Below are 25,467 nucleotides of genomic sequence, written 5' to 3' on the forward strand. Positions count from 1 at the left end.
CGTGAATCTGGGCGGAGTTACAGAGCTTATTCCAGCCCAAGTACCCGTTTTACGGGGCCAAAACTACGGCGGTGCTGATCAATGACACCATGTTGTTCAATCGCCTCAAAATGCGCTTTGGTTGGGTAGCCTTTGTGTTTGGCAAACCCAAACTGCGGATAGGCTTTGTCGAGCTCTTCCATTTCCTGATCGCGCACGACTTTGGCAATGATGGAAGCGGCGCTAATTTGAGCGACGCGCAAGTCGCCTTTCACCACGGCTTGGGCATCCATCGGCAATGATGGAATCTTATTGCCATCCACCAACACAAGGTCGGGTTTGATGGCCAGCCCGTCGACTGCTCGCTGCATCGCCAACATGGTCGCTTGAAAAATGTTGAGCTCATCAATTTCTTGCGGGCTGCAACGCCCAACCGACCACGCCAGTGCTTTTTGCTGAATTTCTGGCAACAACGCCAGACGTTTTTTCTCGGACAATTTTTTCGAATCGTTCAAGCCTTCAATCGGATGATTCGGATCCAAGATCACCGCCGCGGAGACCACATCCCCCACCAAGGGGCCACGGCCCACTTCGTCGACACCGGCAATCAAGTGATAACCGCTAGGGATCTCAAACGGAGGCAGTTCTTTTTCAGGTTTCTTCGCCATGGGAGTCTATCCGAATCAATGTTGAATTAAATGAAGCACCGCGTTCGCGGCTTGGTCATCCGCGCCTTTGCGGATCCAGTGATGCATTTCGTCAAACTTCGCCAGCATCTCTCGGTTGTCGTTATCCAGCAGACGACACACTTCGTGATACAGATTGTCGACCGTGCAATCTTCCTGCAATAGCTCTTTCACCAGCGCTTGGTCAGCCAGAATGTTCGGCAGCGACACATACGGTGTTTTCAGCAGACGCTTGGCTAAAAAGGCGGTGATCGCATTGACGCGGTAGCCAACCACCATCGGGCGTTTGAGCAGCATACATTCCAGTGCCACCGTGCCCGACGCCAGCATCACTGCATTCGACGCTGTAATCACATTACGCGCAGTATCGTCCACCAAGACGAAATTCAGTTGCGGCGCGTATTGTTGCCAAGCCGCTTCGAACTGTTCACGGCGCTTTTGATTGACCAGTGCCACCACAAACCCTAGGTCTGGATAGCGCTGTTGCAAACGCTGACAAGTTTCGATAAACGGCTGCGCCAGCATCTTCATTTCCCCTCCGCGACTGCCCGGCAATACGGCCAACCAGCGCTGATTGGGGTCAAGGCCCAACAAGTCTTGCGCCGCACGCCGGTCGGATTCAAATGGAATCGCATCCGCCAACGTATGGCCAATAAACTCACATGGCACGTTAAATTTGTCGTAAAAGGCTTTTTCGAAAGGCAAGAACGCCAGCACCAGATTGGTCGCGGCTTCAATTTTGAAGATGCGTTTTTGACGCCACGCCCACACTGATGGGCTGACGTAGTGAACAGTTTTGATGCCCGCCTGTTTGAGATCGTGCTCTAAGCGCAAATTGAAATCCGGCGCATCAATACCAACAAACACATCCGGCGGATTGGTGGTGAAGTACTTCACCAGTTCCGCTTTCACTTTCAGTAGACGCGGCAGACGGCCCAGCACTTCCACCAGCCCCATCACAGCCAGCTCTTCCATATCAAACAGTGATTGGCAGCCTTGCGCGATCATTTTTGGCCCACCAATCCCGACAAACTCAGCATCGGGATAGCGTGCTTTCACCGCGTTGATGAAGCCTTCGCCCAATGTGTCACCGGATAATTCGCCTGCGACGATGCCAATGCGTAATGGTCTCTCCACGCTAAACGTCCTCTTTAAGCCTTGATGAGTGTTATGGACAATCCCTTGAAAAAAGAGACTGTCCATAAAACACAAAAGACCGCCCGCTGCCGGGCGATCTTTTCATGATGTGAATTCAGCAAAGCTTAGCGAATGATGCCACGCTCTGATGTCTCCAGTAACGTAATGAAACGCTGAATCGATGGCCATTGTTCGGCCATTTCTTTCAGAACCGGCAATGCTTCAGCCTGAGTTTTACCTGAACGGTAAATCTCTTTGTATGCTTTTTGCAGTGCGCGAATTTCATCTTTCTCGAAGCCGTTGCGCTTCAGGCCCACCAAGTTCAAGCCAAATGGTGTCGCGTGGTTGCCTTGCGCCAGAACGTACGCAGGTACGTCTTGCACGACCGCAGAACACCCACCGATGTAGGCGTAAGCGCCAACGGTGCAGAACGGGTGAATGGCTGATAGCGCCATCACGCCTGCGTGGTCTTCCACGGTCACGTGGCCACCCAGAATGGCGTTGTTACCGATGTGCGTGTTGTTACCCACAATCACGTCGTGTGCAATGTGCGCATTGACACACAGCAGGTTGTCATCGCCCACCACAGTAGCCGCTTTATCTTGCACTGTGCCACGGTGGATTTGCACCGCTTCGCGAATCACGTTGCGATCGCCGACCACCACGCGTGTATCTTCACCACCGTATTTCTTATCTTGGTTTTCTTCACCAATCACAGCATGCGGGAAAATACGGTTCTCTTTACCAATCACAGTGTTGCCTTTGATGACAACATGCGACATCACTTCAGTGCCTTCACCGATGGTGACACCCGACGTGATGTAGGTAAACGGCCCAACCGTTACGTTAGCGCCAATCACTGCGCCTTCTTCGACCACCGCCATTGGGTGGATTTGTGCCGTTTCGTGGATCATATTAAAACTCTCTACGTGCGCATTTCAGTTCAGCAGAGCACACCACATCGCCATCAACTTTAGCGACGCCGTTAAACAGTGCAATGCCACGACGCTCTTTCAAAAATTCCACTTCGATGATCAGTTGATCACCCGGGCCCACTGGCTTACGGAATTTTGCGTTATCGATGCTAGCGAAGTAATACAGTTCATTTTCTTTTGGCGCACCAAACGTTTTGAATGCCAGCAGGCCCGTTGCCTGAGCCATGGCTTCAAGAATTAGTACCCCTGGGAAAACAGGAAGCTGTGGGAAATGACCGGTAAACTGAGGTTCATTCACTGAAACATTTTTCAAACCAATCAGGTATTTACCTTCTTCAAAATCAGTCACGCGATCAATCAGCAAGAATGGATAACGGTGAGGAAGAAGCTCCTGAATTTCAGTGATATTCATCATTTTCTTTTCAGTAGTCAAAGTCATATTCCTATTTATAAATACATAAAATTGTTTACGGCATTATAGACGAAAAAGACTCGCACATTGCGAGCCTTTTCAGCAAAAACACGGAATTAAGCGTCCGATTTCTGCTCAAGCAGCTTTTCGACCGCTTTCAAACGCTTATTCATGTCATCAATTCGATGCACACGCGCGGCTGTCTTACGCCATTCTTTATTGGTTTGCAGCGGAATACCAGACGAATACATGCCCTTCTCCTCAATGCTTCGCATGACCATCCCCATACCGGTAATGGTGACACCATCGGCAATTTGGATATGACCATTCAAAACAGAAGCGCCACCAATGATGCAGTATTTACCAATCGTGGTACTGCCAGCAACGATAGTACCACCCGCCATCGCCGTACCATATCCGATGTGCACGTTATGGGCGATTTGCAGTTGGTTATCAAGAATCACGTTGTCTTCGATCACCGTGTCATCGAGCGCTCCGCGGTCGATCGTCGTACACGCACCAATTTCCACGCGATTGCCGATACGTACCGAGCCCAGCTGCGGAATCTTAATCCACTCACCACGCTCGTTGGCATAGCCAAAACCGTCAGAACCGATCACGGTGCTCGACTGAACCAAACAATGCTCGCCCAGCACCACGTTGTGGTAAATGCTGACATTGGCCCACAGTTTGGTGTGATTGCCGATTTTTGCGTTCTTCCCGATAAAGCAGCCCGCACCAATGATCACGTGATCGCCCAGCTCAACGCCGGATTCGATCACGGCATTGGCGCCGATGGACACGTTTTCACCTAACTTAGCGTCGTCAGCCACGACCGCGCTCGGCGCAATGCCACCCGAAGCCGGCGCTGGCGTGGTATCCAGCGCCTGCGTCACTTTCGCGAACGCCACATACGGGTCGGCGACGACCAAGGCGTTTGATGGACACAATTCTCGCTCAGTTGCCTTCACCATGATGACGGTCGCTTTACATGATGCGAGATGTTTACTGTATTTTGGGTTCGACAGGAAGGTGATATCGCCTTCCTGCGCACGATCCATCGGGGCTAACCCACGCACCACAGCTTGGCTATCGCCATGCAGTTCGCCCCCAGTAATCGTTGCCAATTCGGCTAAAGTTAGTGTTGTCATAATGCTTTAATTATTTGATTGCTTTGATTACTTTTTCTGAAATGTTGTACTCCGCCTTGCCGTATTGCATGGCGCTGATATCAACAATCATATCGTAGCCTTCTTTTTCAGCGACTTTCTTGACCGCATCTTGAATCACTTTAAACAGTTTCTGCTTCTCTTCCGCTTCGCGGCGAGCTGATGCCTGTTCTAGAGCTTGTGCTTTGATCTTGTAAGCGCTATCCAGTTGACCGATTTCGATACGCAGTTTTTCCACGTCATCCTGGCTCATCAGCTCAGAATCACGTTTCAGTTTTTCAATTTTAGTCTTAGCGTCTGCTTTGATGCTTTGCAACTCAGCAGCTTTATCTTTGAACTCTTCCTGCATTTGTTGCAGAACCACTTCACGTTGTGGCAGAGCTTGGAACACTTGTGCGGTGTTAATGAATCCCACTTTTTGCGCCGCTTCAGCAGCCTGAGCAAAAAACGATGAGCTAAGAACAATAAGGCTAACACCTGCTGCTTTGATGATGTGTTTCAAAATAGTTTCCTCTATTAGAAGGTTCGTCCGATAGTGAAAGTGAAGAATTCTTCGTCGTCACCTTCGTATTTCTTAATAGGTTTCGCCAGCGAGAAGACCAGAGGTCCCATCGGCGACATCCATTGCAATGCCACACCGTATGATGAACGGTAGTTGGTTGGATCCGAGTAATCGTAGTAGTAGTTGTTGCCATAATCGGCCCCGCTACTGCGGTAATCAAATTCGGTATCCCACACACTGGCCATGTCGTAGAAGATACTGGTTCGCACTTGGCTGCGAGCTTCATCTGAAGCAAACGGCGTCGGTACAATCAGCTCAATACTGGCCAGCGCAATGGCGTTACCACCGACGGAGTTGTCGGTTGCGGTATCGCTACCATTGTTGGAGCCCGAGTAATCACGATACACCGCTTTCGGACCCGCTGTGTTAGAGCCAAATCCGCGCAATGTTGTAAAACCACCCGCATAGAAGTTTTCATAGAATGGATACAGGTTATCGTTACCATCCGTTTGACCGTAGCCGTTACCGTACCCTAAGCGGCCACGCAGTAACAGCGTAAACTCATGCTTTTTGGTGAGCGGCACATACTGACGTACATCGTATTGCAGTTTGAAATACTTGGCATCCGACCCCGGCACCGTAATTTTACCCGACGCACGCTGGTAGTTACCGGCGGTTGGGAAGTAACCTTTGTTGAGGTTGTTACGCGTCCACGCAACGTTGACATCGAAGTCATCGGTGATCAAGTTATCTGGACTACAATCCCCTAAGTTACACAGGAACTGCTCCACCTGCAGATAAGGCGTTAGGTTGCCAATCTTGTTGTGGGTGTAGCCGACACCAAATTCAAAGCGGTTGAGTTCATCAAATGGGAAACCCCACGTCAGACTGGTACCATAACTTTCGTTGGTATAGTCAACGATACCGGCTTCTGACGCTTCAAACTGGTTATAGAACACTTTACCGCCCAAGCTGACACCATCGAGGTTCCAGTACGGGTCACGGTATTCCAACGTGACGTTCTTCTGGTAGTCGTTGGTGGTGGCGTTAATGCCCACACGGTTCCCCGTTCCCAAGAAGTTGTCCTGAGTCAGGCCCACCGTAAAGCTCACGCCTGATTCCGTGCCGTAACCGACACCGAAGTTCACGCTGCCCGAGTTAGCCTCTTTCACGGTGTACACCAGATCCACTTGATCTTCGGTCCCCGGAACACGAACAGTCTGTACATCAACGGTTTCGAAGAAACCCAAACGGTTCAGACGCGCTTTACCGGTATCAATCGATTTCGAGTTCAACCAAGCGCCTTCCATCTGACGCATTTCACGACGCAGCACTTCATCACGGGTTGCGTTGTTGCCGACAAAACGAATGTCACGCACGTACATCCGTTTACCGGTTTCAACGTGCACCACCAGCGACACTTGCTGAGTTTCATCGTCAAATTCTGGAATGGTACGCACTTGTGGGTAAGCGTAACCCGCTTCGCCCAGCACGCGCTTCACGCTTTCTTCCAGTTGTGTGACCGACGAACCGCGGTAGGTTTCACCCATTTCAAACGGGATCAGTGATTTGAATTCGTCTTCTTTACCAATCAACTCACCACGGAACTGCACATCTTTGACCGTGTACGGTTTACCCTCATCGAGGTTCATGGTGATGTAAACGCCTTTCTTATCCGGCGAAATAGACACTTGCGTGGAATCGACTTGGAATTTCAGGTAGCCACGATCTAAATAGAACGTGCGCAGCGCTTCAATATCACCCGCCAACACCTGCTTCTGGTATTTGTCATCAGACAGGAAGTTCCACCACGCAACATCCACTTTCAGGTTGAAGCGTGACAGCAATTCTTTGTCAGAAAAGACTTCGTTGCCGATGAAGTTGATTTGTTGAATTTTGGCCGAGACACCTTCAGTAAAGACAAACTTCAGGTCCGCACGGTTACGGGGCAGTGGCGTCACCACCGCTTTTACTGTCGCGTTGTATTTACCCACGCTGTAGTAAAAGTCTTCCAGACCTTTTTCGATGTTGCTTAGCTTGGTGCGATCCAGCGCTTCACCCACACGAATACCGGAAGCATCGAGGTTTTGTTGCAGCTGTTCTTCTTTGATCGCTTTGTTGCCCGAGAAAGAAACACTCGCAATGGTCGGACGCTCTTTAACTTCAACCACCAACGCATTGCCATCGCGCAGCACTTTGACGTTTTCAAAGTTGCCCGAGGCATACAACGCTTTGATGATGGCAGCAACGTCCTGAGAATCCACCGTATCGCCAATACGTACCGGCATTTTCAATAATGCAGCACCCAGAGCGACACGTTGCAACCCCTGAATTTGAATGTCCTGCACCACAAAATTTTCGGCACTATTCGCCGACACGCTTGTTGCGAGCAGTGTCGCGAAAAGGATTTTTTTCATTGCCATATTTGTTCTAGTTATTCCTTACTACAACCTTTGCCTAATGCTTATCAATCACAGGCGAGTAAAATCGTTAAATATTGCCACGGCCATTAGAGAGAAGATGATCACACCGCCAATGCGATAGCGCATTTCCTGCACTTTTTCCGGAACCGGACGACGAGTAATGGCTTCAATTGCAAAAAACAACAGGTGCCCCCCATCGAGCATCGGCAGCGGCACCAAGTTGATGATGCCCAAGTTGACACTGATCAGCGCCAAAAAGCCAAGGAAGTAAACCAAGCCGTAGTCGGCGGTTGCTCCCGCGCCTTTCGCGATAGAAATTGGGCCACTGAGATTGTTCAGCCCAACATCGCCCACCACCAGCTTCTTCAGCATGCTGATGGTCAGGTCAATCACCTGGCCGGTTTTCTCAAATGCTTTACCGAACGATTCAAATACACCAAATTGCAGCTCAAATCGATAACTTTGCGGCCAATCTGCGACTTTAGGTGCGATTCCCGCAAAACCAATGACTTTTCCTTGAGATAGCGTTCGCGCATCCGGAGTGAGCGACAACGACAGCGACTCGTGCTGACGTTCGATATCAATCACTAATGCTTGGTTCGGATGGGTTTGAATCGCATCAATCACTTGTTGCCAATCGGTGATCGGTTGACCATTAATATGCGTCAACACATCGCCTTCTAATAACCCAGCACGTGCACCGGCGCCGTCTTGCGATACGCTGGTCAGCTCCGAAGAGATTTCCGGCGTATACGGCTTAAAGCCAAGCGCTCCCATAGCAGACTCTGTTTCAGGATCAAAGTTCCACCCGTTCAGGTCAAAAGTTTTGATTTCGTCGACGCCGACACCATTCGGCGAAGAAACCGTCAACGTCATGCGTTGATCCCCGATATGGGAGATCAGCCCCATGTTGACGGATTCCCAATCTGGTGTTTGTGTCCCTGAAACGGCTTTGATTTCCATGCCCGATTCAAGGCCCGCATTGGCGGCAATCGAATATGGCGCAACGTGGCCCACCACGGGTTTAACCGCGGGCACGCCAATCATAAACACCAGCCAGTACGCAAACACCGCAAAGAAGAAGTTAAACGCAGGCCCTGCACTGACAATCGCAGCCCGTTTCCACAGCGGCTTTTTATCAAATGCGAAGGCTTGTTGATCCGGTGTCACGTCATCGACTCGGCCATCTAACATTTTGACGTAACCGCCGAGGGGAATCACCGAGATGCTGTATTCGGTGCCATCTTTTCCAACCCGTTTCCACAGCGACTTACCAAAGCCAATCGAAAACTTTTCAACCTTGACGCCACACTTTCTCGCCACCCAGAAATGGCCAAATTCGTGCACGGCGACCAGAATCCCCAGTGCAACAATAAATGACACGAGGTTCCATAAAATGCCACTCATAACAATCGCTCTTTCAACTCTTGAGATGCCAAACTACGCGCCATTGTATCGAGCTCAATCAGGCTTTCCAAGGTATAGGAATGTAACGGACTATTTGTCCCACACACGTTAGACAACACGCGTTCATTGATGGTTGCAATGTCAGTAAAGCGAATCTGACCACGCAAAAAGGCTTGTACCGCGATTTCATTCGCCGCGTTCAAAGACGTGGTCGCATGCTGCCCTTCGTAGCAGGCATCAATGGCCAACTTCAAGCACGGGTAGCGCGCGTAATCCACCTCAAGGAAGGTCAACTCACTCAAGCGCGTAAAATCAAGCGCTTTCACACCAGACAGCACACGCTGCGGGTAAGCCATGGTGAGCGAAATCGGCGTCGCCATGTCTTGCTCACCCAGTTGAGCAATCACCGAGCCATCCAAATACTGCACCATGGAGTGAATCACCGACTGCGGATGAATCAGCACTTTCAATTGCTCTGGCGCAGCGTTAAACAGCCACTTGGCTTCGATAAACTCGAGGCCTTTATTCATCATCGTCGCCGAATCGACTGAAATTTTTGGCCCCATCGACCAGTTCGGGTGGGCAATGGCCTGTTCAGGCGTCACGTCTTTGAGTGTGTTGATGTCACTGTAACGGAACGGACCACCCGAGCCAGTCAATAGAATGTGAGAAATGCCGCCTTGCTTGAGATCGCAGCGACCCAGACGGGTTTGAATCTCCGCCGGCAGGCATTGGAAAATTGCATTGTGTTCGCTATCAACCGGCATCAGTTCTGCGCCGTAGTGTTCCACGGCATCGATAAACAGTTGGCCAGACATCACCAAGGCTTCTTTATTCGCCAGCAGCACACGCTTGCCCGCTTTCACCGCCGCCATGGTCGGCAATAAACCCGCCGCACCAACGATCGCCGCCATCACGGTATCGACCTCATCACACGCTGCCACTTGGCACATGGCCTCTTCGCCATACAGCACTTCGGTTGGCAATTTGAGGGCGCGCAGTTCGTCGGCTAAACGCAATGCGGCGTCTGACGTGGCCATGACCGCATATTTCGGTCGCCAGCGAGCGCACAGTTCGCGCATTTTATCTACATTGCCACCTGCCGCGAGCGCGACCACAGTAAATTGTTCAGGATTCTCTGCAACTACTTTAAGCGTACTGGCTCCAATTGAACCTGTCGCTCCCAGAATCGTTAATTTACGCATAGCAAAAACCGTCGTGGTTGAGTGTGAGCAGCCCCTAGGGCTGCCCAGACGTTAGAACAAGAAATAGAGAAGAGCGAACACAGGGAACGCAGCAGTCAGGCTATCGACGCGGTCAAGAATGCCGCCGTGACCAGGAATAATGTTGCTGCTGTCTTTGATGCCGGAGACACGTTTGAACATGCTTTCCACCAAATCGCCCAACACCGAAATTACAACGGTCAGCAAAATCGTGATAAACATTGCGCCCAGCGATGAAAACTCAATCGCAAACCAATCGGCGAACAACCACCCCACCACCATGGCGGCAATCACACCACCAATCAGGCCTTCAATGGTTTTGTTCGGACTGACCGCAGGGGCCATTTTGTGTTTCCCTAGGCTCTTACCGGTAAAGTACGCACCACTATCTGCAGCCCATACGATGAAGCAAACAAACATCACCAGCTTCGCACCGTGAAAGAAATCGCCCTCAATGCCTTCTGCACGCAGGAAGATCACACTCCAGAAAAAGGGTAATAGCGTCAATAAACCAAACAGATGGCGCGCAGGATTAGACGATTCCCACCAGCGGCGTGAACGAGGAAAGGTGATAGCGAGAAAACTGGAATACAGCCACCAAAGTGTGCCGAGTGCGAGCACCACATAATGAATGCCCGTGATCTGACTCAGCGACTCCGTCCAAGGGGAAATCAGGAGAAAGCTTGCTCCACCGACCACAACAGCAGGCAGTAAGGCCACGTAACGCGATGAGTCATTAACAAACTGGGTCCATTCCCAAAATCCCAATAGAGTCACAACGCCCAAGGCGAGAATGAACCAAGGCAATGGCAAGAAAAAAATGCCTAAAATGACCAAAGGTGCAAGTATGAGCGCTGTAATAATTCGTTGCTTCAAACTTAGAAATCCTATTTTATGATTCCATCAATGCCTTAACTTGCTCACCGGTACAACCAAATCGGCGCTCACGATTCACAAACCAAGTCACTGCTTCAATTAAACTGTCTTCACCGAATTCTGGCCAGTACACGGGCGTAAAATACATTTCTGCGTAAGCCAGTTGCCACAACATAAAGTTGCTAATGCGGCATTCACCACTGGTGCGGATCAGCAGATCGACTTCCGGAATATCCGCCATGGTGAGATGTTCGGTGATCAACGCTTCGTCGATATCAGTTGGGCTAATTTCACCACGCGCCACTTTAACCGCAATGTCACGGGCTGCCTGCGTAATGTCCCATTTTCCACCATAGTTCGCGGCGATGTTCACCACGAGACCGGTGTTGTTGGCCGTCAATGCTTCCGCATGAGCGATCTTAGCTTGTAAACGCTCACTGAAACGGCTCTTATCACCAATAATACGAAGACGTAGGTTGTTCTTGTGCAATTTTTTGACTTCGGTCGAAAGAACTGTGATAAACAGCTCCATTAACACACCGACTTCTTCTTCAGGACGACGCCAATTCTCACTGCTAAAGGCAAACAGTGTGACAGCTTTGATCCCTAATTTCGCAGCGGTAGAGATGGTTTTTCGGACAGCGGCAACGCCATTTTTATGGCCGAAGACTCGGGGTTTGCCTTGTGCTTTCGCCCAGCGGCCATTGCCATCCATAATGATTGCGATGTGCTGAGGTAAAACATCTGAAGAGAGTTGCGAATTTTGCATAGAAACGTAATGACGACAAAAAGATGACGAAGAGTAGCATAAAAAAACGCTGTGCTGCGAGCACAGCGTTTTTTACACTGGCGATAGGAGGGAATTAAACTTCCATCAGCTCTTTTTCTTTAGCAGCAAGCACATCATCGATACGCTTCACTGCGATGTCGGTCAGCTTTTGAATTTCTTCTTGAGCTTTACGATCATCATCTTCAGAGATTTCTTTGTCTTTCAGCAGCGCTTTCAGATCGCTGTTCGCATCACGACGAATGTTACGAACCGCAACACGGCCGCCTTCAGCTTCGCCACGTACGATTTTAACAAGGTCTTTACGACGCTCTTCCGTCAGCGGTGGCAGTGGCACGCGAATTACTGTACCTGCAGACATTGGGTTCAGGCCCAGATCTGACATCAGAATTGCTTTTTCAACTTTTGGTGTCAGTTCTTTATCAAACACGGTGATCGCAAGAGTACGAGCATCTTCAGCCACTACGTTCGCGATTTGGTTAAGAGGTGTTGCTGCACCGTAGTACTCAACAGAGAGGCCAGATAGCAGGCTTGGGTGCGCACGACCAGTACGAACCTTTTGCAGGTTGTTCTTCAGTGCTTCAACACTTTTGTCCATACGCTCTTGAGCGTCTTTTTTGATCTCATTAATCACAATTTCACCTTAATTCTTATTTCATCTTGAGAGTGATTATACTGCGGAGCTAATCAACGTGCCTTCCGCTTCACCCATCACCACGCGACGTAGTGCGCCTGGTTTGTTCATGTTGAAGACACGGATTGGCATTTTGTGGTCACGAGCCAGCGTGAACGCTGCCAAATCCATCACTTTCAATTCTTTATCAAGTACATCGTTGTATGCGAGCTTATCATACAGTTGTGCGTCAGGGTTGGCTACCGGGTCAGCACTGTAAACGCCGTCTACTTTTGTCGCTTTGAGAACTACGTCCGCTTCAATTTCGATACCGCGCAGACAAGCTGCTGAATCGGTTGTAAAGAATGGGTTGCCTGTACCCGCCGAGAAAATGACCACACGGCCTTGGCGTAGTTGGCTAATCGCATCGGCCCAATTGTAATCGTCACACACACCTTTGAGAGGAATGGCAGACATCACACGTGCGTTCACGTAAGCACGGTGCAGTGCATCACGCATTGCCAAGCCATTCATTACTGTTGCCAACATCCCCATGTGGTCACCCACAACACGGTTCATACCAGCAGCGGCTAGGCCTGCGCCACGGAACAAGTTACCACCACCGATAACAACGCCCACCTGAACACCCAGTTCCACCAGTTCTTTCACTTCTTGAGCCATACGGTCAAGTACGGCTGGATCAATACCAAAACCTTCTTCACCTTGAAGCGCTTCACCGCTCAGTTTTAACAGGATACGTTGATATGCGGGTTTAGGGTTCGTTGTCATGGACTTTTACCTTCACAAAGAGAGTTGTTGATTAACAGTCATGGATGCACTCAAAGTGTGAGCACATTCATCACGACTAATCTCGCCTTGGTCGTAAAAAGACCGTAGCCATGGCCACGGTCTTTTTCTGAGCCTGCTCGCTAAGGATTAACCTTTTTGAGCTAGAGCTACTTCTTCAGCGAAGCTTAGGCCTTCAGCTTTCTCGATACCTTCACCCACTTCTAGGCGAACGAATGTAGAAACTGACGCACCTTTTTCTTTCAGGACTTCGCCAACAGATTTCTTAGGTTCCATCACGAAAGGCTGACCAGTCAGAGAAACTTCGCCGGTGAATTTCTTCATGCGGCCTTCAACCATTTTCTCTGCGATTTCTTTAGGCTTGCCTTCGTTCATCGCGATTTCAACTTGAACTTCACGCTCTTTTGCTACAACGTCAGCTGGTACGTCTTCTGGGTTTACGTACTCAGGACGTGATGCTGCAACGTGCATTGCGATGTGTTTCAGAGTTTCTGCGTCGCCTTCACCAGCAACCACTACACCGATTTTCTCGCCGTGACGGTAAGAAGCCAGAGCAGTACCTTCAACGTATTGTACGCGACGGATAGTTACGTTTTCGCCGATTTTTGCTACTAGAGCAACGCGAGTCTCTTCGAACTTAGCTTGCAGTTCTTCAACTGTTGCTTTAGTTGCCAGAGCTTCTTCAGCTACTTGGTTAACGAATGCAGTAAAGTTACCGTCTTTAGCAACGAAGTCTGTTTGGCAGTTCACTTCAAGAAGTACAGCTACACCGTTAGCGTCTTTAATTGCGATTGTACCTTCAGCAGCAACGTTACCTGCTTTTTTAGCAGCTTTTGCAGCGCCAGATTTACGCATGTTTTCGATCGCTAGCTCGATGTCACCGTCAGTTTCAACAAGTGCTTTCTTACATTCCATCATACCTGCGCCAGTACGTTCGCGCAGTTCTTTTACTAGAGCAGCAGTAACAGCCATTCTCTATTCCTCAGTTTGATTCTGGATATGGTAAAAATTGGGGGCCTACATTTTGGCCCCCAATGCTAACTATAACTTAGCTTATGCTTCAGCGTTGTGGCACATAGAGCTAAGTGTAACTCAGAGCCGCTATTATTCAGCTTCTACGAAACCGTCTTTGTCAGCAACTGCTGCAACGTCTTTGTTGCGGCCTTCGTTTACTGATTCAGCAACTGCGTTCAGGTATAGTTGAACTGCACGGATTGCGTCGTCGTTACCTGGGATAACGAAATCAACGCCGTCTGGGTTAGAGTTAGTATCAACAACCGCAAACACTGGAATGCCCAGGTTGTTAGCTTCTTTGATAGCGATGTGCTCGTGATCAGCGTCGATTACGAATAGAGCGTCTGGTAGGCCGCCCATATCTTTAATACCACCAAGAGATTTCTCTAGCTTCTCCATTTCACGAGTGCGCATTAGAGCTTCTTTCTTAGTCAGCTTGTCGAAAGTACCGTCAGTAGACTGAGTCTCTAGATCTTTCAGACGCTTGATTGATTGACGAACAGTTTTCCAGTTAGTCAGCATACCGCCCAACCAGCGGTTGTTTACGTAGTACTGGTTGCTTGCAATAGCAGCTTCTTTAACAGCTTCAGACGCAGCGCGCTTAGTACCAACGAAAAGAACTTTACCTTTTTTCTCGCCAACTTTAGCCAGCTCAGCTAGTGCTTCGTTGAACATTGGTACAGTTTTTTCTAGGTTGATGATATGAACTTTGTTACGAGCGCCAAAGATGAATGGCTTCATTTTTGGGTTCCAGTAACGAGTCTGGTGACCGAAGTGAACACCAGCTTTCAGCATATCGCGCATTGATACAGTTGCCATTATATAATCCTCTATGGGGTTAGGCCTCCACATCCCCCATGTCTCCGACTTCTCAGCCTCGCTGGAAGCACCCCGGAACACGTGTCGGAATGTGTGTGATTTAAAGTTAAATGTTAGTGGACTCGACACTGCTTCGCCATAATGAAGAAAACAGACCGAGATTCCGGCGCGCTTTATATCATATTTGCCCCTTCAGTGGCTAGAAAAAAATGCCTTTTAATTGGCAAAACGCCCTGTTCTACCCCGCGCTTTTCGAGCCTGAATCACGCCCAAATCCGCCTGTTCGTTCCCTAAGTGAAGCGACTTTAATTCTCATTCTTACTCGCCTCACTTCTTGCGCTTCCCTCTTCCACTGTTACAATAACGCCATTAGCACACCCTGTGCCTAGCGTTAATAGAGAAAGCCGATGTCTGTAAAAATTAAGAATGCTGAAGAAATTGAAAAGATGCGCGTAGCGGGCCGTTTGGCGGCTGAGGTTCTAGAAATGATCGAACCTCATGTGAAAGCGGGCGTCACGACCGAAGAACTGGACCAGATCTGTCATCAGTACATCACCGACGTTCAAGGCGCAATTCCAGCACCTCTCAACTACCACGGTTTTCCGAAATCAATTTGTACTTCAATCAACCACATCGTGTGCCACGGCATTCCAGCCACAGCCGATAGTCACTTCGGTCAATTGCTGCGTCCGGGCGTCCTGAAGGATGGCGATATTCTTAACATCGACATCACCGTCATCAAAGATGGCTACCACGGTGACACATCGAAAATGTTCCAAGTGGGCGAAGTGGCGCCAGCAGACAAGCGTCTGTGCTTGGTGGCACAAGAGTGTCTGTACCTGTCACTGAAAAAAGTGAAGCCGGGTGTCCAACTGGGTGAAATCGGCACCACGATTGAAAAACACATCAAGACCAACAACAAAAACAACCCACGTGCGAAATTCTCGATCGTGCGCGATTACTGTGGTCACGGTATCGGTGCCGAATTCCATGAAGAACCGCAAGTGGTTCACTACAAAAATAGCGATCGCACAGTGCTGCGTGAAGGCATGATTTTCACCATCGAACCGATGATCAACGCCGGCAAATTCGGCTGTCGTTTGGACGATGAAGATGGTTGGACCGTCTACACCGCCGATGGCAAAAACTCTGCGCAATGGGAACACACCATTCTGGTGACCAAAGACGGCTGTGAAATCCTCACCCTACGCAAAGAGGAAAGCATTCCTCGCGTGTTCCACAACGCATAACCCACATACTCATCCCTGCTTCGGCAGGGATTTTTTTTATCCACTTTCTCCAGCCAGCCAATTGCAGCAACGTTGCTTGAGCCGCCTTGGGGTTATCTGATAGATTCAATCTCATTATTGTATGAAAGACTTGCACGGACCGCATTGTATGCCCTATTTATCGCCGCTGAGTTTCAACGAAGAACAACTGACCATCAGCGAGCTGAAACAACAGCTTGAACACTTCGCTCAATATCAGAGAGACGAATTCCTCAACCATAATCCGGTCACCGATCTGGTGCTTGGTCGCGCAGAGTACATGGATCTGTTACTGCGTCGTCTGTGGCAACATTTTGGCTTTGCCGAGATACACGATTTGAGCTTGGTCGCGGTGGGGGGCTACGGCCGTGGTGAACTGCACCCGCTGTCGGACATCGACATTCTGGTGGTGTCACACAACAAACTAAACGACGAGATCGCCGCAAAGATCAGTCAATTCATTACCTTTTTATGGGATTTACGCTTGGAAGTCGGCCACGCCGTGCGCACTGTCGCCGAGTGTGCCGATATTGGGCGAGAAGATTTAACGGTCGCCACCAACCTACAAGAAGCGCGCCTCTTGTGCGGCAGTGAAGAAACCTTCCACCGCCTGAAACTGGTGATTCATTCCGAAAGCTTCTGGCCGAGCGAAACCTTTTATCGCGCCAAGATTCAAGAGCAGCGAGAACGACACGCCCGCTATCACGACACCACTTACAATCTCGAACCGGACATCAAATCCACGCCGGGTGGCCTGCGAGACATTCACACCCTCGGTTGGGTCGCGCGACGCCATTTTGGCGCCACCACATTGTATGAAATGAGCCGTTATGGCTTTTTAACCGATGCCGAATTTCGCGAGTTGGTTGAATGTCAGGACTTTTTGTGGCGCGTGCGCTTTGCGTTGCATTTAGAGCTCAAACGATACGACAACCGTCTGACGTTTGCTCACCAAGCGCAAGTGGCCGAAAACCTTGGCTTTACTGGCGAGGGCAACCGCCCCGTTGAAATGATGATGAAGGAGTTCTACCGCACGCTGCGCCGCGTGGCCGAACTCAACAAAATGCTGCTCAAACTGTTTGATCAGGCGATTTTAAATAACGGCGAAGAGAGCGAACCCGACATCATCGACGAGGATTTCCAGCGTCGTGGCAACTTGATTGAAGCGCGCAAACCGGCGCTGTTTCAGGCGCGTCCGGAAACCATTCTCGATATGTTTTTACACATGGCGAACGATTCCACCATCGAAGGGGTATCGCCATCCACCATGCGTCAATTACGCACCGCACGTCGCCGCCTCAACAAATTCCTGCACACCATTCCGGCGGCGCGCGAGAAATTCATGGAACTGGTTCGCCATCCCAATGCGCTACATAAAGCCTTCAGTCAGATGCACAAACTCGGCGTATTGGCAGCCTATCTGCCCCAATGGAGTCACATTGTCGGCCAGATGCAATTCGACCTGTTCCATGTCTACACCGTCGATGAACACAGCATTCGTTTGTTAAAACACATTCATGTTTTTTCGGACATGAAAAACCATGAAAAACACCCGATTTGTTGCGAAGTCTACCCAAAAATTCAGAAGAAAGAACTACTCATCCTCGCTGCCATCTTCCACGACATCGGCAAAGGTCGCGGCGGCGATCACTCCGAAATTGGTGCCGTGGAAGCCTATGATTTCTGCATCGAACACGGCTTATCCAAACCCGAAGCCAAACTGGTGGCTTGGTTGGTGCAAAACCACCTCCTGATGTCGGTCACCGCGCAGCGCCGGGATATTTACGACCCGGATGTCATTATCGAATTTGCCAAGAAAGTACGCGACGAGGAGTACCTCGAATACTTGGTGTGTTTGACCGTCGCCGACATTTGCGCGACCAACCCGGAGTTGTGGAACAGTTGGAAACGCACGCTGCTGGCCGAACTGTTTTACTCAACGCAACGCGCGCTGCGCCGCGGGCTGGAAAACCCGGTTGATGTGCGCGATCGCATTCGTCACAACCAGCAACTCGCCTCCGCGCTGCTGCGCAAAGAGGGCTTTAGCAGCCGCGAAATCGAACTGCTGTGGCAACGCTTTAAAGCCGATTACTTCCTGCGCCATACGCACAAACAGATCGCGTGGCACTGCACACACTTGCTACGCCATGAAGACCCGACCCAACCCTTGGTGATGGTGAGCAAAAAAGCCACTCGCGGCGGCACTGAAATTTTTGTCTACACCAAGGACCAACCGGCGCTGTTTGCCACCGTGGTGGCAGAGCTTGACCGCCGCAACCTCAACGTTCACGACGCGCAGATCATGACCAGCAAAGATGGCTACGTGCTCGATACCTTTATGGTGCTGGATCAAAACGGTCAGGCGATAGAAGAATCGCGTCACAAAGCACTCAGTAAACATCTGGTGCATGTGCTGGAAGATGGTCGCCCGACCAAGATTAAAACCCGTCGCATCCCGCGTAACCTACAACACTTTAAGGTTAAAACTCAGGTTGACTTTCTGCCGACCAAGAGCAAGAAACGCACACTGATGGAGTTCGTCGCTTTGGATACGCCGGGGCTTCTGGCCACCGTTGGTGCGACATTTGCCGAGCTGCATCTCGACTTACATGCAGCGAAAATCACCACCATCGGCGAGCGCGCAGAAGACTTGTTCATCCTGACTGGTGCACACGGCGCCCGCTTGAGTGAGGAAGAAGAGTTGGCACTGCGCGAAAGGCTGATTGAAAACGTGTCTGAATTAGCGCCAAGCTAAGTGGCACAAAGGAATCGCGATCTTGTCCACAACTTAAGCGTATGGGTAGCAACTAAGCTATCTACCACAGGATTAGACTGCTACATTGAATTCAGGTCATTGATGTAACAAAAATAATATAGAGGTCGCTTATGTTTCCACACCTCACGGGTTTAGGGATTACAGATCCAACGCAGATTGAGCGCTATTCATTGCGTCAGGAAGCGCACAAAGATGTCTTAAAAATCTATTTCAAAAAGCAGAAAGGTGAACTGTTTGCCAAGAGTGTGAAGTTTAAATACCCAAGGCAAGTAAAGAATGTGTTGGTTGACAGTGGCAGTCATCAATACAAAGAGGTCACGGAAATCAATCGCAATCTGACGTTGATCATCGATGAGCTGAACAAAATCACCAAAAACGTGCAGATTTCTCAAGTCGATGTGAAGCAGAAAATCCTCAGCGACTTGCGCCATCTTGAAAAAGTGGTGGCGAGTAAAATCGCGGAAATTGAATCCGATCTCGAGAAGCTTTAACTCCCGATTCAATTGAAAAAGGTTCCCCACGGGGAACCTTTTTTGTTAGCTGATCCAGCCCGCCCAATGGCCGATGGCGGCGAGAACAATGGCAGACATCACACCTGCGACCAAATCATCAATCATGATGCCGAGCCCGCCGTGCACACGTTTATCGAGCCAGCCAATCGGCCACGGCTTCACCATGTCAAAAAAGCGGAACAGCACAAACCCCGTCACGACCCATTTCCAGTCAAAGACCGGCAGTTGCAACGCGGGCACAATCAACATGGTGATCCAAAAACCCGCAAATTCATCCCACACAATTGAACCGTGATCGTGCACTTGCATGTCATTCGAGGTGACCTGACAGATCTTAATGCCAATCAAGCTGGCCGCGATCACCACCACCACATAAGCCGTCAACGGCAAATGCGCCAACAGTAGATACACCGGCACAGAGGCGAGCGTGCCCATGGTGCCCGGCACAACCGGTGATAAGCCACTACCAAATCCAGTGGCCAACAGGTGCCATGGGTTGGTCATCGAGAGTCGAGATTTTGGATTGGTCATATCGTGTCCTTAAAGTGATCGTAACCGCGCAGATCCCAATCCAACGTTTCGCCATGGTTATGTAGCTCAAACGTTCCCTGGGGCCGAATCTGACCAATGCAGGTGACCTTGGTGCCACAATGAGCCAGTGCACTGTCGAGTGAGCCTTTGTTCTGCTCTGAGACGGTAAAGCACAGTTCATACTCTTCACCGCTGGTCAGCGCGTATTGTTGCGCGAGCTGAATGTGACCGGTGAACTGGCGCAGCGCTTGTGACATCGGCAACGCACTCACATCCAAACTCACGCCCACCTGCGACTGATGCAGAATGTGGCCGAGATCTGAAATCAAGCCATCCGAAATATCGATCGCTGAAGAAGCCAAATTGAGCAGGGCCTGACCTGCGAGAATTCGAGGCGTGGACAAGTAATGGCGTTTTTCCAGCTCGTCTGCAAACGGCTCATGACGTTTGGCATCATCGAGAATCACGTCCAGACCAGCTTTGCTATCTCCCAACTCACCCGTCACGTAGACCCAATCCCCCACTTTGGCGGTACTACGCAGCAGCACTTTGTCTTGTGGCACAAAGCCTTGGACGGTCAACGTGATGCTGAGCGGGCCTTTGGTGGTATCGCCCCCAATAAGCTGAATGTTGTAATAATTGGCCAAGTCAAAGAAGGCGGTACAAAACGGTTCGAGCCAGGTTTCATCGATTTCAGGCAACGTCAGTGCCATCGATACCCAAGCGGGCGTCGCGCCCATGGCGGCCAAGTCGCTGAGATTGGACACCAGCGCTTTGTGCGCGACCCAAGCAGGGTTGGCGTGAGGAAGAAAATGAATCCCCGCCACCATCGTGTCGGTGCTGATCGCGATGCGCACATTGTCGGGCGCTTTGACGACCGCGCAATCATCGCCCAAGGCAAGATGCACGTCTTTACGTTGTGGTTGGCGTGAAGAAAAGTATTTATCGATTAGGTTAAATTCACCAAACATCGGAAATTCCAAGTCTTTCTGAACAGAAAAGAGTGTAGCAGCGAAATAAAAAAGGTCAGCTGATGCTGACCTCTTTATTGTAAAGCGAATTACGATTTTTTGCGTACATGAGGTGCGGCTTTATCCAGTACCCCGTTCACAAATTTGTGGCTATCTTCTGCAGCGAAAACTTTAGCCAGTTCAATCGCTTCGTTAATCACAACTTTGTATGGTACGTCTTCACGACGTGTCATTTCGTACATCGCAAGACGAAGCAGAGCAAGCTCCATCATGTCGAGATCTTGCATTGGACGAGACACGAACGGACGTAATTTACTGTCTAGCTCTGTGTGGTTAAGCACAACACCCGCTAAAAGATCACGGAAGTATGCAACGTCAGTCTCTGGAGCAGCAAGTGCTGGTTCAGACGCATGATGCTCTTCTTCATCATACTTACCACCGGATAAGAATTGCTCTTCAATAGTCGCAACATTATCTTTAGTAATTTGCCACGAATAAATAGCTTGTAGCGCAAATTGACGTGCATTACGACGTGCGGCTGGTTTCACACTGGCCCCCATTAGGAATCAATTTCAGAAAGAACGTTAATCATCTCAAGTGCGCTCAGTGCAGCTTCTGCACCTTTATTACCAGCCTTGGTTCCTGCGCGTTCAATAGCTTGATCGATTGTATCGACAGTCAGAACACCAAATGCCACTGGAATACTGAATTCCATCGACACTTGTGCCAGACCTTTATTCATTTCACTACAAACATAGTCAAAGTGAGGCGTACCACCACGGATTACTGAACCTAGCGACACGATCGCGTCGAATTTACCGGTTTTCGCAACACGTTGTGCAGTTAGCGGCAGCTCGACTGCACCTGGGCAACGAACGACAGTAATGTTCTCGTCGCTAACTTGGCCGTGACGTTTCAGAGTGTCGATGGCACCAGACAGCAGACTTTCGTTAATAAAACTGTTGAAACGAGAAATCACAATCGCAACTTTTGCATTTGGTGCTGGGAAACCACCTTCGATCACTTTCATAAGCTTTCCTTTAACTCTGTTCATCAAGTGAGAATCGCCGGATTCTAGCACAAATTTGTGAGCGATATCTAATGGTAATTTGACACGCGATTTGCCGAGCAACGAACGGCGCCACCTGAGAACGGGATTGAATCTGAATTATTAATAAAGCACAGCGACTTGCCGCTCATGCGAGCGGCAGCCTGTTTCGAGTTATTCGCAGACGTATTCGACCACATTGAGGCCGAAACCGCCCAGCGCATGGTATTTCTTGTTCGCGGATGACAGCAAACGCATGTCACTGATGCCCAGATCTGCCAGAATTTGCGAACCAACCCCGACGCGTCGGGATGTGCCTTGCTTTTTCGCAAGCGTTGGTGCATCGCCTTTGTCTTGTTGTTCAAACACTTTCACGCGATGCAGCAGCAGTTCAGAGGACTCTTCATTGCCCAGAATCACCAGCACGCCCCCTTCTTGCCCAATGCGTTGCATCGCTTTGTCCAGCGTCCAGCTGCGTTCCGCGTTGCGGTCGCTGCGCAGCAAATCGGTAAAGGTGTCTTGCAGATGCACACGCACCAGCGGCACTTGAGCGGTGGCGGTCTCTTTTTTCAGCGCAAAGTGAATCTGATTGTCGATCACATCGCGGAACGTCACCAAGTCAAATTCACCGTATTCGGTCGGCAATTTGCATTGCGCTACACGTTCAATGGTGGTTTCGGTGTTGTTGCGGTATTCAATCAAGTCAGCAATGGTGCCCAGTTTGATATCGTGTTTTTCCGCAAACAGTTCCAGATCAGGACGACGCGCCATGGTGCCATCTTCATTGAGGATCTCAACAATCACCGACGCTGGCTCCAACCCCGCCAAACGCGCCAAGTCACAACCTGCTTCGGTGTGTCCTGCGCGGATCAGCACGCCGCCGTCTTGCGCGGCCAACGGAAAAATGTGGCCCGGTTGAACTAGGTCTGACGCTTTGGCATCTTTCGCCACAGCCGCTTGCACGGTGCGCGCACGGTCAGCCGCTGAAATGCCGGTGGTCACGCCTTCTGCCGCTTCAATCGACACCGTGAAGTTGGTGGTGTATTGCGCATTGTTGTCCTGCACCATCGGAGGCAGGCCCAAACTATGGCAACGCGCTTTGGTCATGGTGAGACAAATCAAACCACGACCATGAGTCGCCATAAAGTTAATCGCTGCCGGCGTAATGTGCTCGGCCGCCATGATCAGGTCGCCTTCGTTTTCACGGTCTTCATCATCCATCAGAATGACCATTTTACCCAGGCGAATATCGTCGATAATTTCTTGAGGCGTACTAATTGGCATGATTCTCGTCCTATTGTCAGGTGCGCAATCGGAAACCCGAATTACGCGAAACCATTTTGTTGTAAGAATTCCATTGTAATGCGCGATTCTGCTGGCTGTTCTTCACGGCCGCCATGCAGCAAACGCTCCAGATAGCGAGCAAGAACATCCACTTCCAGATTCACTTTACGACCGACCTGGAAGTGATCAATCGTGGTCTCTTGCGTGGTGTGTGGCACGATGGTCAGCTTGAACGCGTTCTTGCGTAAGTCATTGACCGTCAGACTGATGCCATCCACCGTCATCGACCCTTTCTCCGCGACGTATTTGCTCAGCTCCGCGGGCATGGCCACCCAAAATTCAATGGCGCGGCCGACTTGGTTGCGCTCAACGATTTCGCCCACCCCATCCACGTGACCCGACACAATGTGACCACCAAAACGCGTGGTCGGTAACATCGCTTTTTCTAGGTTCACTTTATCGCCCACTTTGTAGTCAGCAAAGCCGGATTTTTTCAGTGTTTCCAGCGATAAATCAGCGCTATAGCTGTGCGAGTCAAACGCCACGACGGTCAAACACACGCCGTTGGTCGCAATGCTGTCACCCAGTTTGACATCGCTCATATCCAGTTTGCCCGCATTCACCGAGATGGTGATGTCTTCGCCTTTGGGCGTAATCGCAGTCAGCGTACCAACTGCTTCGACAATTCCAGTAAACATAATCAGTTATCTTTCCGTTCAAGCGTCGCCACGACGCGAATATCCGGGCCGACCATTCGGCAATCTTGAATGTTCAACGCCAAAACCTGCTGCATATCCGTCAGTCCCAACGCCCCAAACAGGCCGCGTCCGTCGCTGCCCATGATTTTGGGTGCCAGGTACACAACCAGTTCATCCACCAAGTCTTGTTCCAGCAGCGATTTCGCCAAAGTGGCGCCCGCTTCGACCCAAATATGGTTGATATTGTGGTGTTTGGCTAACGCCCCCAAGACTTCGCGCAAATTCAACTGGCCATGTTCATCAAGCGCGACGCACACATCGGCATCCTGATTCGCCACACGGAGCACAGCACTGTCCGTTGCATACAGGGCCAGTTCGCGGTGCAATTGATGCTGACGATCAAGAATGGCGCGCACCGGTTGGCGCAGATGTTGTTCAGCGTATTTTGCTTGAACATGCTCAGGTAAGTCCTGCCAACGCACCGTCAAAGAGGCGTTGTCGGCTAACACGGTTTGGCTGGTTGATAGCACCGCGCCAGCTTGCGCGCGATAAGCCTGCACATCTTGGCGCGCCTGTGGTGATGTAATCCATTGGCTGCGACCATTGGCCAATGCCGTTTGACCATCAAGACTTGCCGCCATTTTCAGTTGCACCCATGGCATGCCGGTTTTCATGCGTTTGATAAACGCCGGATTCAGTGCCAGTGCATCGGCTTCCAATAAACCAACCTGTACCTCAATGCCCGCTTCGCGCAGCATGTCGATGCCCCGCCCGGCCACCTGCGGATTTGGGTCTTGCATCGCGCAGATCACGCGCGCGACACCGGCTTTAATCAAGCCTTCAGCACACGGCGGGGTACGCCCGTAATGAGAGCACGGCTCAAGCGTCACATATGCGGTGGCGCCCACCGATTGCTCGCCCGCCATACGTAAGGCATGTACTTCTGCATGCGGTTCGCCAGCGCGAAAGTGAAACCCTTCTCCAACAATGGACTCGCCTTGCGTGATCACGCAACCGACATTGGGATTGGGGGCCGTGGTAAAACGTCCACGCTGCGCCAGTTTGATCGCACGGGACATCATTTGATAATCAAAAGAGGTAAATGTAGGCATAGTCTGGAAATGCTCAGTCTTCGAGTTTAGCAATCTCTTCGCCAAATTCCCGCACATCTTCAAAGCTGCGGTACACCGAGGCGAAACGAATATAAGCGACTTTATCCAACTCTTTGAGCTGTTCCATCACTAAATTACCGATCAATTTGCTTGGGACTTCACGTTCCCCCGTCGCACGCAGCTTCGATTTGATGGTACTGATTGCCAATTCAATGGCATCGGCACTGACCGGGCGCTTCTCTAATGCGCGTTGCAACCCACCCACCATTTTGTCTTCATCAAACGGTTCACGGTTGCCATTGGATTTGATCACCCGAGGCATCACCAGTTCGGCGGTCTCAAAGGTGGTAAAGCGCTCATTACAAGCCAGACATTGGCGGCGGCGGCGCACTTGATGGCCATCGGCTACCAAACGTGAGTCGATCACTTTTGTATCGTTCTCAGAACAAAAAGGACAATGCATATCACCTCCATAACA

At 50.3% G+C, this 25,467-nt stretch carries 26 protein-coding genes; 3 read left to right on the forward strand and 23 right to left on the reverse strand.

Annotated features, from left to right (window positions below; all coding sequences use genetic code 11):
- Positions 1-26 precede the first annotated feature (26 nt).
- The 15 genes from rnhB to rpsB all read right to left on the reverse strand — a co-directional run bounded on the left by rnhB (position 27) and on the right by rpsB (position 14,789).
- A complete protein-coding gene (gene rnhB / locus ACS18Q_RS11325; RefSeq protein ID WP_441257090.1) occupies positions 27-647 on the reverse strand; it encodes a ribonuclease HII in 621 nt (206 codons plus the stop codon).
- A gap of 15 nt (positions 648-662) precedes the next feature.
- Positions 663-1,802: a lipid-A-disaccharide synthase gene (gene lpxB / locus ACS18Q_RS11330; protein ID WP_055466480.1), complete on the reverse strand. Its 1,140-nt coding sequence runs from the start codon at positions 1,800-1,802 to the stop codon at positions 663-665.
- A 125-nt stretch (positions 1,803-1,927) separates the two neighbouring features.
- Positions 1,928-2,716 (reverse strand): acyl-ACP--UDP-N-acetylglucosamine O-acyltransferase, encoded by a 789-nt coding sequence (gene lpxA / locus ACS18Q_RS11335; protein ID WP_004724878.1) that lies wholly within the window; start codon positions 2,714-2,716, stop codon positions 1,928-1,930.
- 1 nt (position 2,717) lies between these two features.
- The gene (fabZ, locus tag ACS18Q_RS11340) at positions 2,718-3,149 is read right to left on the reverse strand and encodes a 3-hydroxyacyl-ACP dehydratase FabZ (protein WP_004724879.1); all 432 of its coding nucleotides are present in this window, start codon (positions 3,147-3,149) and stop codon (positions 2,718-2,720) included.
- Between the two features lie 116 nt (positions 3,150-3,265).
- On the reverse strand, positions 3,266-4,300 hold the full coding sequence (lpxD, locus tag ACS18Q_RS11345) for a UDP-3-O-(3-hydroxymyristoyl)glucosamine N-acyltransferase (RefSeq protein WP_014204560.1): 1,035 nt from the start codon (positions 4,298-4,300) through the stop codon (positions 3,266-3,268).
- A 10-nt stretch (positions 4,301-4,310) separates the two neighbouring features.
- Complete coding sequence (locus tag ACS18Q_RS11350) at positions 4,311-4,820, reverse strand: OmpH family outer membrane protein (protein ID WP_004724881.1); 510 nt, start codon at positions 4,818-4,820, stop codon at positions 4,311-4,313.
- Between the two features lie 14 nt (positions 4,821-4,834).
- Positions 4,835-7,243, reverse strand: coding sequence for an outer membrane protein assembly factor BamA (gene bamA / locus ACS18Q_RS11355; protein ID WP_004724882.1), 2,409 nt, complete (start codon positions 7,241-7,243; stop codon positions 4,835-4,837).
- Between the two features lie 48 nt (positions 7,244-7,291).
- Positions 7,292-8,650 carry a sigma E protease regulator RseP gene (gene rseP / locus ACS18Q_RS11360; RefSeq protein ID WP_441257091.1) on the reverse strand — a complete coding sequence of 453 codons (1,359 nt, stop codon included), beginning with the start codon at positions 8,648-8,650 and terminating at the stop codon, positions 7,292-7,294.
- On the reverse strand, positions 8,647-9,855 hold the full coding sequence (gene ispC, locus ACS18Q_RS11365) for a 1-deoxy-D-xylulose-5-phosphate reductoisomerase (RefSeq protein ID WP_441257092.1): 1,209 nt from the start codon (positions 9,853-9,855) through the stop codon (positions 8,647-8,649). The genes rseP and ispC overlap by 4 nt, the downstream gene beginning before the upstream one ends.
- Before the next feature lie 51 nt (positions 9,856-9,906).
- On the reverse strand, positions 9,907-10,749 hold the full coding sequence (locus tag ACS18Q_RS11370) for a phosphatidate cytidylyltransferase (protein WP_014204557.1): 843 nt from the start codon (positions 10,747-10,749) through the stop codon (positions 9,907-9,909).
- A 16-nt stretch (positions 10,750-10,765) separates the two neighbouring features.
- On the reverse strand, positions 10,766-11,518 hold the full coding sequence (gene uppS, locus ACS18Q_RS11375; protein WP_004724890.1) for a polyprenyl diphosphate synthase: 753 nt from the start codon (positions 11,516-11,518) through the stop codon (positions 10,766-10,768).
- Positions 11,519-11,612: 94 nt separating this feature from the next.
- Positions 11,613-12,170, reverse strand: a complete 558-nt coding sequence (gene frr / locus ACS18Q_RS11380) for a ribosome recycling factor (protein ID WP_004724891.1) — start codon at positions 12,168-12,170, stop codon at positions 11,613-11,615.
- 36 nt (positions 12,171-12,206) lie between these two features.
- Positions 12,207-12,938, reverse strand: coding sequence for a UMP kinase (pyrH, locus tag ACS18Q_RS11385; RefSeq protein WP_004724892.1), 732 nt, complete (start codon positions 12,936-12,938; stop codon positions 12,207-12,209).
- A 147-nt stretch (positions 12,939-13,085) separates the two neighbouring features.
- Positions 13,086-13,928: a translation elongation factor Ts gene (gene tsf, locus ACS18Q_RS11390; RefSeq protein ID WP_004724893.1), complete on the reverse strand. Its 843-nt coding sequence runs from the start codon at positions 13,926-13,928 to the stop codon at positions 13,086-13,088.
- Between the two features lie 132 nt (positions 13,929-14,060).
- Positions 14,061-14,789 (reverse strand): 30S ribosomal protein S2, encoded by a 729-nt coding sequence (gene rpsB / locus ACS18Q_RS11395; protein ID WP_004724897.1) that lies wholly within the window; start codon positions 14,787-14,789, stop codon positions 14,061-14,063.
- 407 nt (positions 14,790-15,196) lie between these two features.
- On the opposite strand from rpsB, the gene map reads away from it, so the two are divergent.
- The 3 genes from map to ACS18Q_RS11410 all read left to right on the forward strand — a co-directional run bounded on the left by map (position 15,197) and on the right by ACS18Q_RS11410 (position 19,324).
- Entirely contained in the window at positions 15,197-16,039 is an 843-nt protein-coding gene (gene map, locus ACS18Q_RS11400) for a type I methionyl aminopeptidase (RefSeq protein WP_014204556.1), read from the forward strand.
- Between the two features lie 148 nt (positions 16,040-16,187).
- A complete protein-coding gene (gene glnD, locus ACS18Q_RS11405; protein ID WP_158107709.1) occupies positions 16,188-18,812 on the forward strand; it encodes a bifunctional uridylyltransferase/uridylyl-removing protein GlnD in 2,625 nt (874 codons plus the stop codon).
- A gap of 131 nt (positions 18,813-18,943) precedes the next feature.
- Entirely contained in the window at positions 18,944-19,324 is a 381-nt protein-coding gene (locus ACS18Q_RS11410; protein WP_004724902.1) for a DUF3461 family protein, read from the forward strand.
- Positions 19,325-19,369: 45 nt separating this feature from the next.
- Here the strand turns inward: ACS18Q_RS11410 and pgpA are convergent, their stop codons facing one another.
- The 8 genes from pgpA to nrdR form a co-directional block, all read right to left on the reverse strand.
- Complete coding sequence (gene pgpA, locus ACS18Q_RS11415; protein WP_441257093.1) at positions 19,370-19,876, reverse strand: phosphatidylglycerophosphatase A; 507 nt, start codon at positions 19,874-19,876, stop codon at positions 19,370-19,372.
- Entirely contained in the window at positions 19,873-20,847 is a 975-nt protein-coding gene (thiL, locus tag ACS18Q_RS11420; protein WP_055466483.1) for a thiamine-phosphate kinase, read from the reverse strand. The genes pgpA and thiL overlap by 4 nt, the downstream gene beginning before the upstream one ends.
- Positions 20,848-20,936: 89 nt before the next feature.
- Entirely contained in the window at positions 20,937-21,407 is a 471-nt protein-coding gene (gene nusB, locus ACS18Q_RS11425) for a transcription antitermination factor NusB (protein ID WP_004724908.1), read from the reverse strand.
- Complete coding sequence (ribH, locus tag ACS18Q_RS11430) at positions 21,407-21,877, reverse strand: 6,7-dimethyl-8-ribityllumazine synthase (protein ID WP_004724909.1); 471 nt, start codon at positions 21,875-21,877, stop codon at positions 21,407-21,409. Before ribH ends, nusB begins: the two co-directional genes overlap by 1 nt.
- A 192-nt stretch (positions 21,878-22,069) precedes the next feature.
- Positions 22,070-23,179, reverse strand: coding sequence for a bifunctional 3,4-dihydroxy-2-butanone-4-phosphate synthase/GTP cyclohydrolase II (gene ribBA / locus ACS18Q_RS11435; RefSeq protein ID WP_441257094.1), 1,110 nt, complete (start codon positions 23,177-23,179; stop codon positions 22,070-22,072).
- A gap of 41 nt (positions 23,180-23,220) precedes the next feature.
- Positions 23,221-23,877: a riboflavin synthase gene (locus ACS18Q_RS11440; RefSeq protein WP_014204552.1), complete on the reverse strand. Its 657-nt coding sequence runs from the start codon at positions 23,875-23,877 to the stop codon at positions 23,221-23,223.
- 2 nt (positions 23,878-23,879) lie between these two features.
- Positions 23,880-24,989: a bifunctional diaminohydroxyphosphoribosylaminopyrimidine deaminase/5-amino-6-(5-phosphoribosylamino)uracil reductase RibD gene (gene ribD / locus ACS18Q_RS11445; protein ID WP_154180328.1), complete on the reverse strand. Its 1,110-nt coding sequence runs from the start codon at positions 24,987-24,989 to the stop codon at positions 23,880-23,882.
- A gap of 13 nt (positions 24,990-25,002) precedes the next feature.
- Entirely contained in the window at positions 25,003-25,452 is a 450-nt protein-coding gene (nrdR, locus tag ACS18Q_RS11450) for a transcriptional regulator NrdR (protein WP_014204550.1), read from the reverse strand.
- Between the last annotated feature and the right edge of the window lie 15 nt (positions 25,453-25,467).

This window comes from Vibrio sp. Vf1514, from assembly GCF_052076135.1.
Lineage (GTDB): Bacteria > Pseudomonadota > Gammaproteobacteria > Enterobacterales > Vibrionaceae > Vibrio > Vibrio furnissii.

Excerpts from the sequence above, each read along its gene's own strand:
- rseP (WP_441257091.1), bottom strand. The coding sequence starts at position 8,650 with ATGAGTGGCATTTTATGGAACCTCGTGTCATTTATTGTTGCACTGGGG.
- nusB (WP_004724908.1), bottom strand. The coding sequence starts at position 21,407 with ATGGGGGCCAGTGTGAAACCAGCCGCACGTCGTAATGCACGTCAATTT.
- ACS18Q_RS11440 (WP_014204552.1), bottom strand. The coding sequence starts at position 23,877 with ATGTTTACTGGAATTGTCGAAGCAGTTGGTACGCTGACTGCGATTACG.
- ribH (WP_004724909.1), bottom strand. The coding sequence starts at position 21,877 with ATGAAAGTGATCGAAGGTGGTTTCCCAGCACCAAATGCAAAAGTTGCG.
- nrdR (WP_014204550.1), bottom strand. The coding sequence starts at position 25,452 with ATGCATTGTCCTTTTTGTTCTGAGAACGATACAAAAGTGATCGACTCA.
- rnhB (WP_441257090.1), bottom strand. The coding sequence starts at position 647 with ATGGCGAAGAAACCTGAAAAAGAACTGCCTCCGTTTGAGATCCCTAGC.
- rpsB (WP_004724897.1), bottom strand. The coding sequence starts at position 14,789 with ATGGCAACTGTATCAATGCGCGATATGCTGAAAGCTGGTGTTCACTTC.
- map (WP_014204556.1), top strand. The coding sequence starts at position 15,197 with ATGTCTGTAAAAATTAAGAATGCTGAAGAAATTGAAAAGATGCGCGTA.
- tsf (WP_004724893.1), bottom strand. The coding sequence starts at position 13,928 with ATGGCTGTTACTGCTGCTCTAGTAAAAGAACTGCGCGAACGTACTGGC.
- lpxA (WP_004724878.1), bottom strand. The coding sequence starts at position 2,716 with ATGATCCACGAAACGGCACAAATCCACCCAATGGCGGTGGTCGAAGAA.
- glnD (WP_158107709.1), top strand. The coding sequence starts at position 16,188 with ATGCCCTATTTATCGCCGCTGAGTTTCAACGAAGAACAACTGACCATC.
- pgpA (WP_441257093.1), bottom strand. The coding sequence starts at position 19,876 with ATGACCAATCCAAAATCTCGACTCTCGATGACCAACCCATGGCACCTG.
- lpxD (WP_014204560.1), bottom strand. The coding sequence starts at position 4,300 with ATGACAACACTAACTTTAGCCGAATTGGCAACGATTACTGGGGGCGAA.
- ribD (WP_154180328.1), bottom strand. The coding sequence starts at position 24,989 with ATGCCTACATTTACCTCTTTTGATTATCAAATGATGTCCCGTGCGATC.
- thiL (WP_055466483.1), bottom strand. The coding sequence starts at position 20,847 with ATGTTTGGTGAATTTAACCTAATCGATAAATACTTTTCTTCACGCCAA.
- ribBA (WP_441257094.1), bottom strand. The coding sequence starts at position 23,179 with ATGCCAATTAGTACGCCTCAAGAAATTATCGACGATATTCGCCTGGGT.
- ispC (WP_441257092.1), bottom strand. The coding sequence starts at position 9,855 with ATGCGTAAATTAACGATTCTGGGAGCGACAGGTTCAATTGGAGCCAGT.
- bamA (WP_004724882.1), bottom strand. The coding sequence starts at position 7,243 with ATGGCAATGAAAAAAATCCTTTTCGCGACACTGCTCGCAACAAGCGTG.
- ACS18Q_RS11410 (WP_004724902.1), top strand. The coding sequence starts at position 18,944 with ATGTTTCCACACCTCACGGGTTTAGGGATTACAGATCCAACGCAGATT.
- pyrH (WP_004724892.1), bottom strand. The coding sequence starts at position 12,938 with ATGACAACGAACCCTAAACCCGCATATCAACGTATCCTGTTAAAACTG.
- uppS (WP_004724890.1), bottom strand. The coding sequence starts at position 11,518 with ATGCAAAATTCGCAACTCTCTTCAGATGTTTTACCTCAGCACATCGCA.
- fabZ (WP_004724879.1), bottom strand. The coding sequence starts at position 3,149 with ATGAATATCACTGAAATTCAGGAGCTTCTTCCTCACCGTTATCCATTC.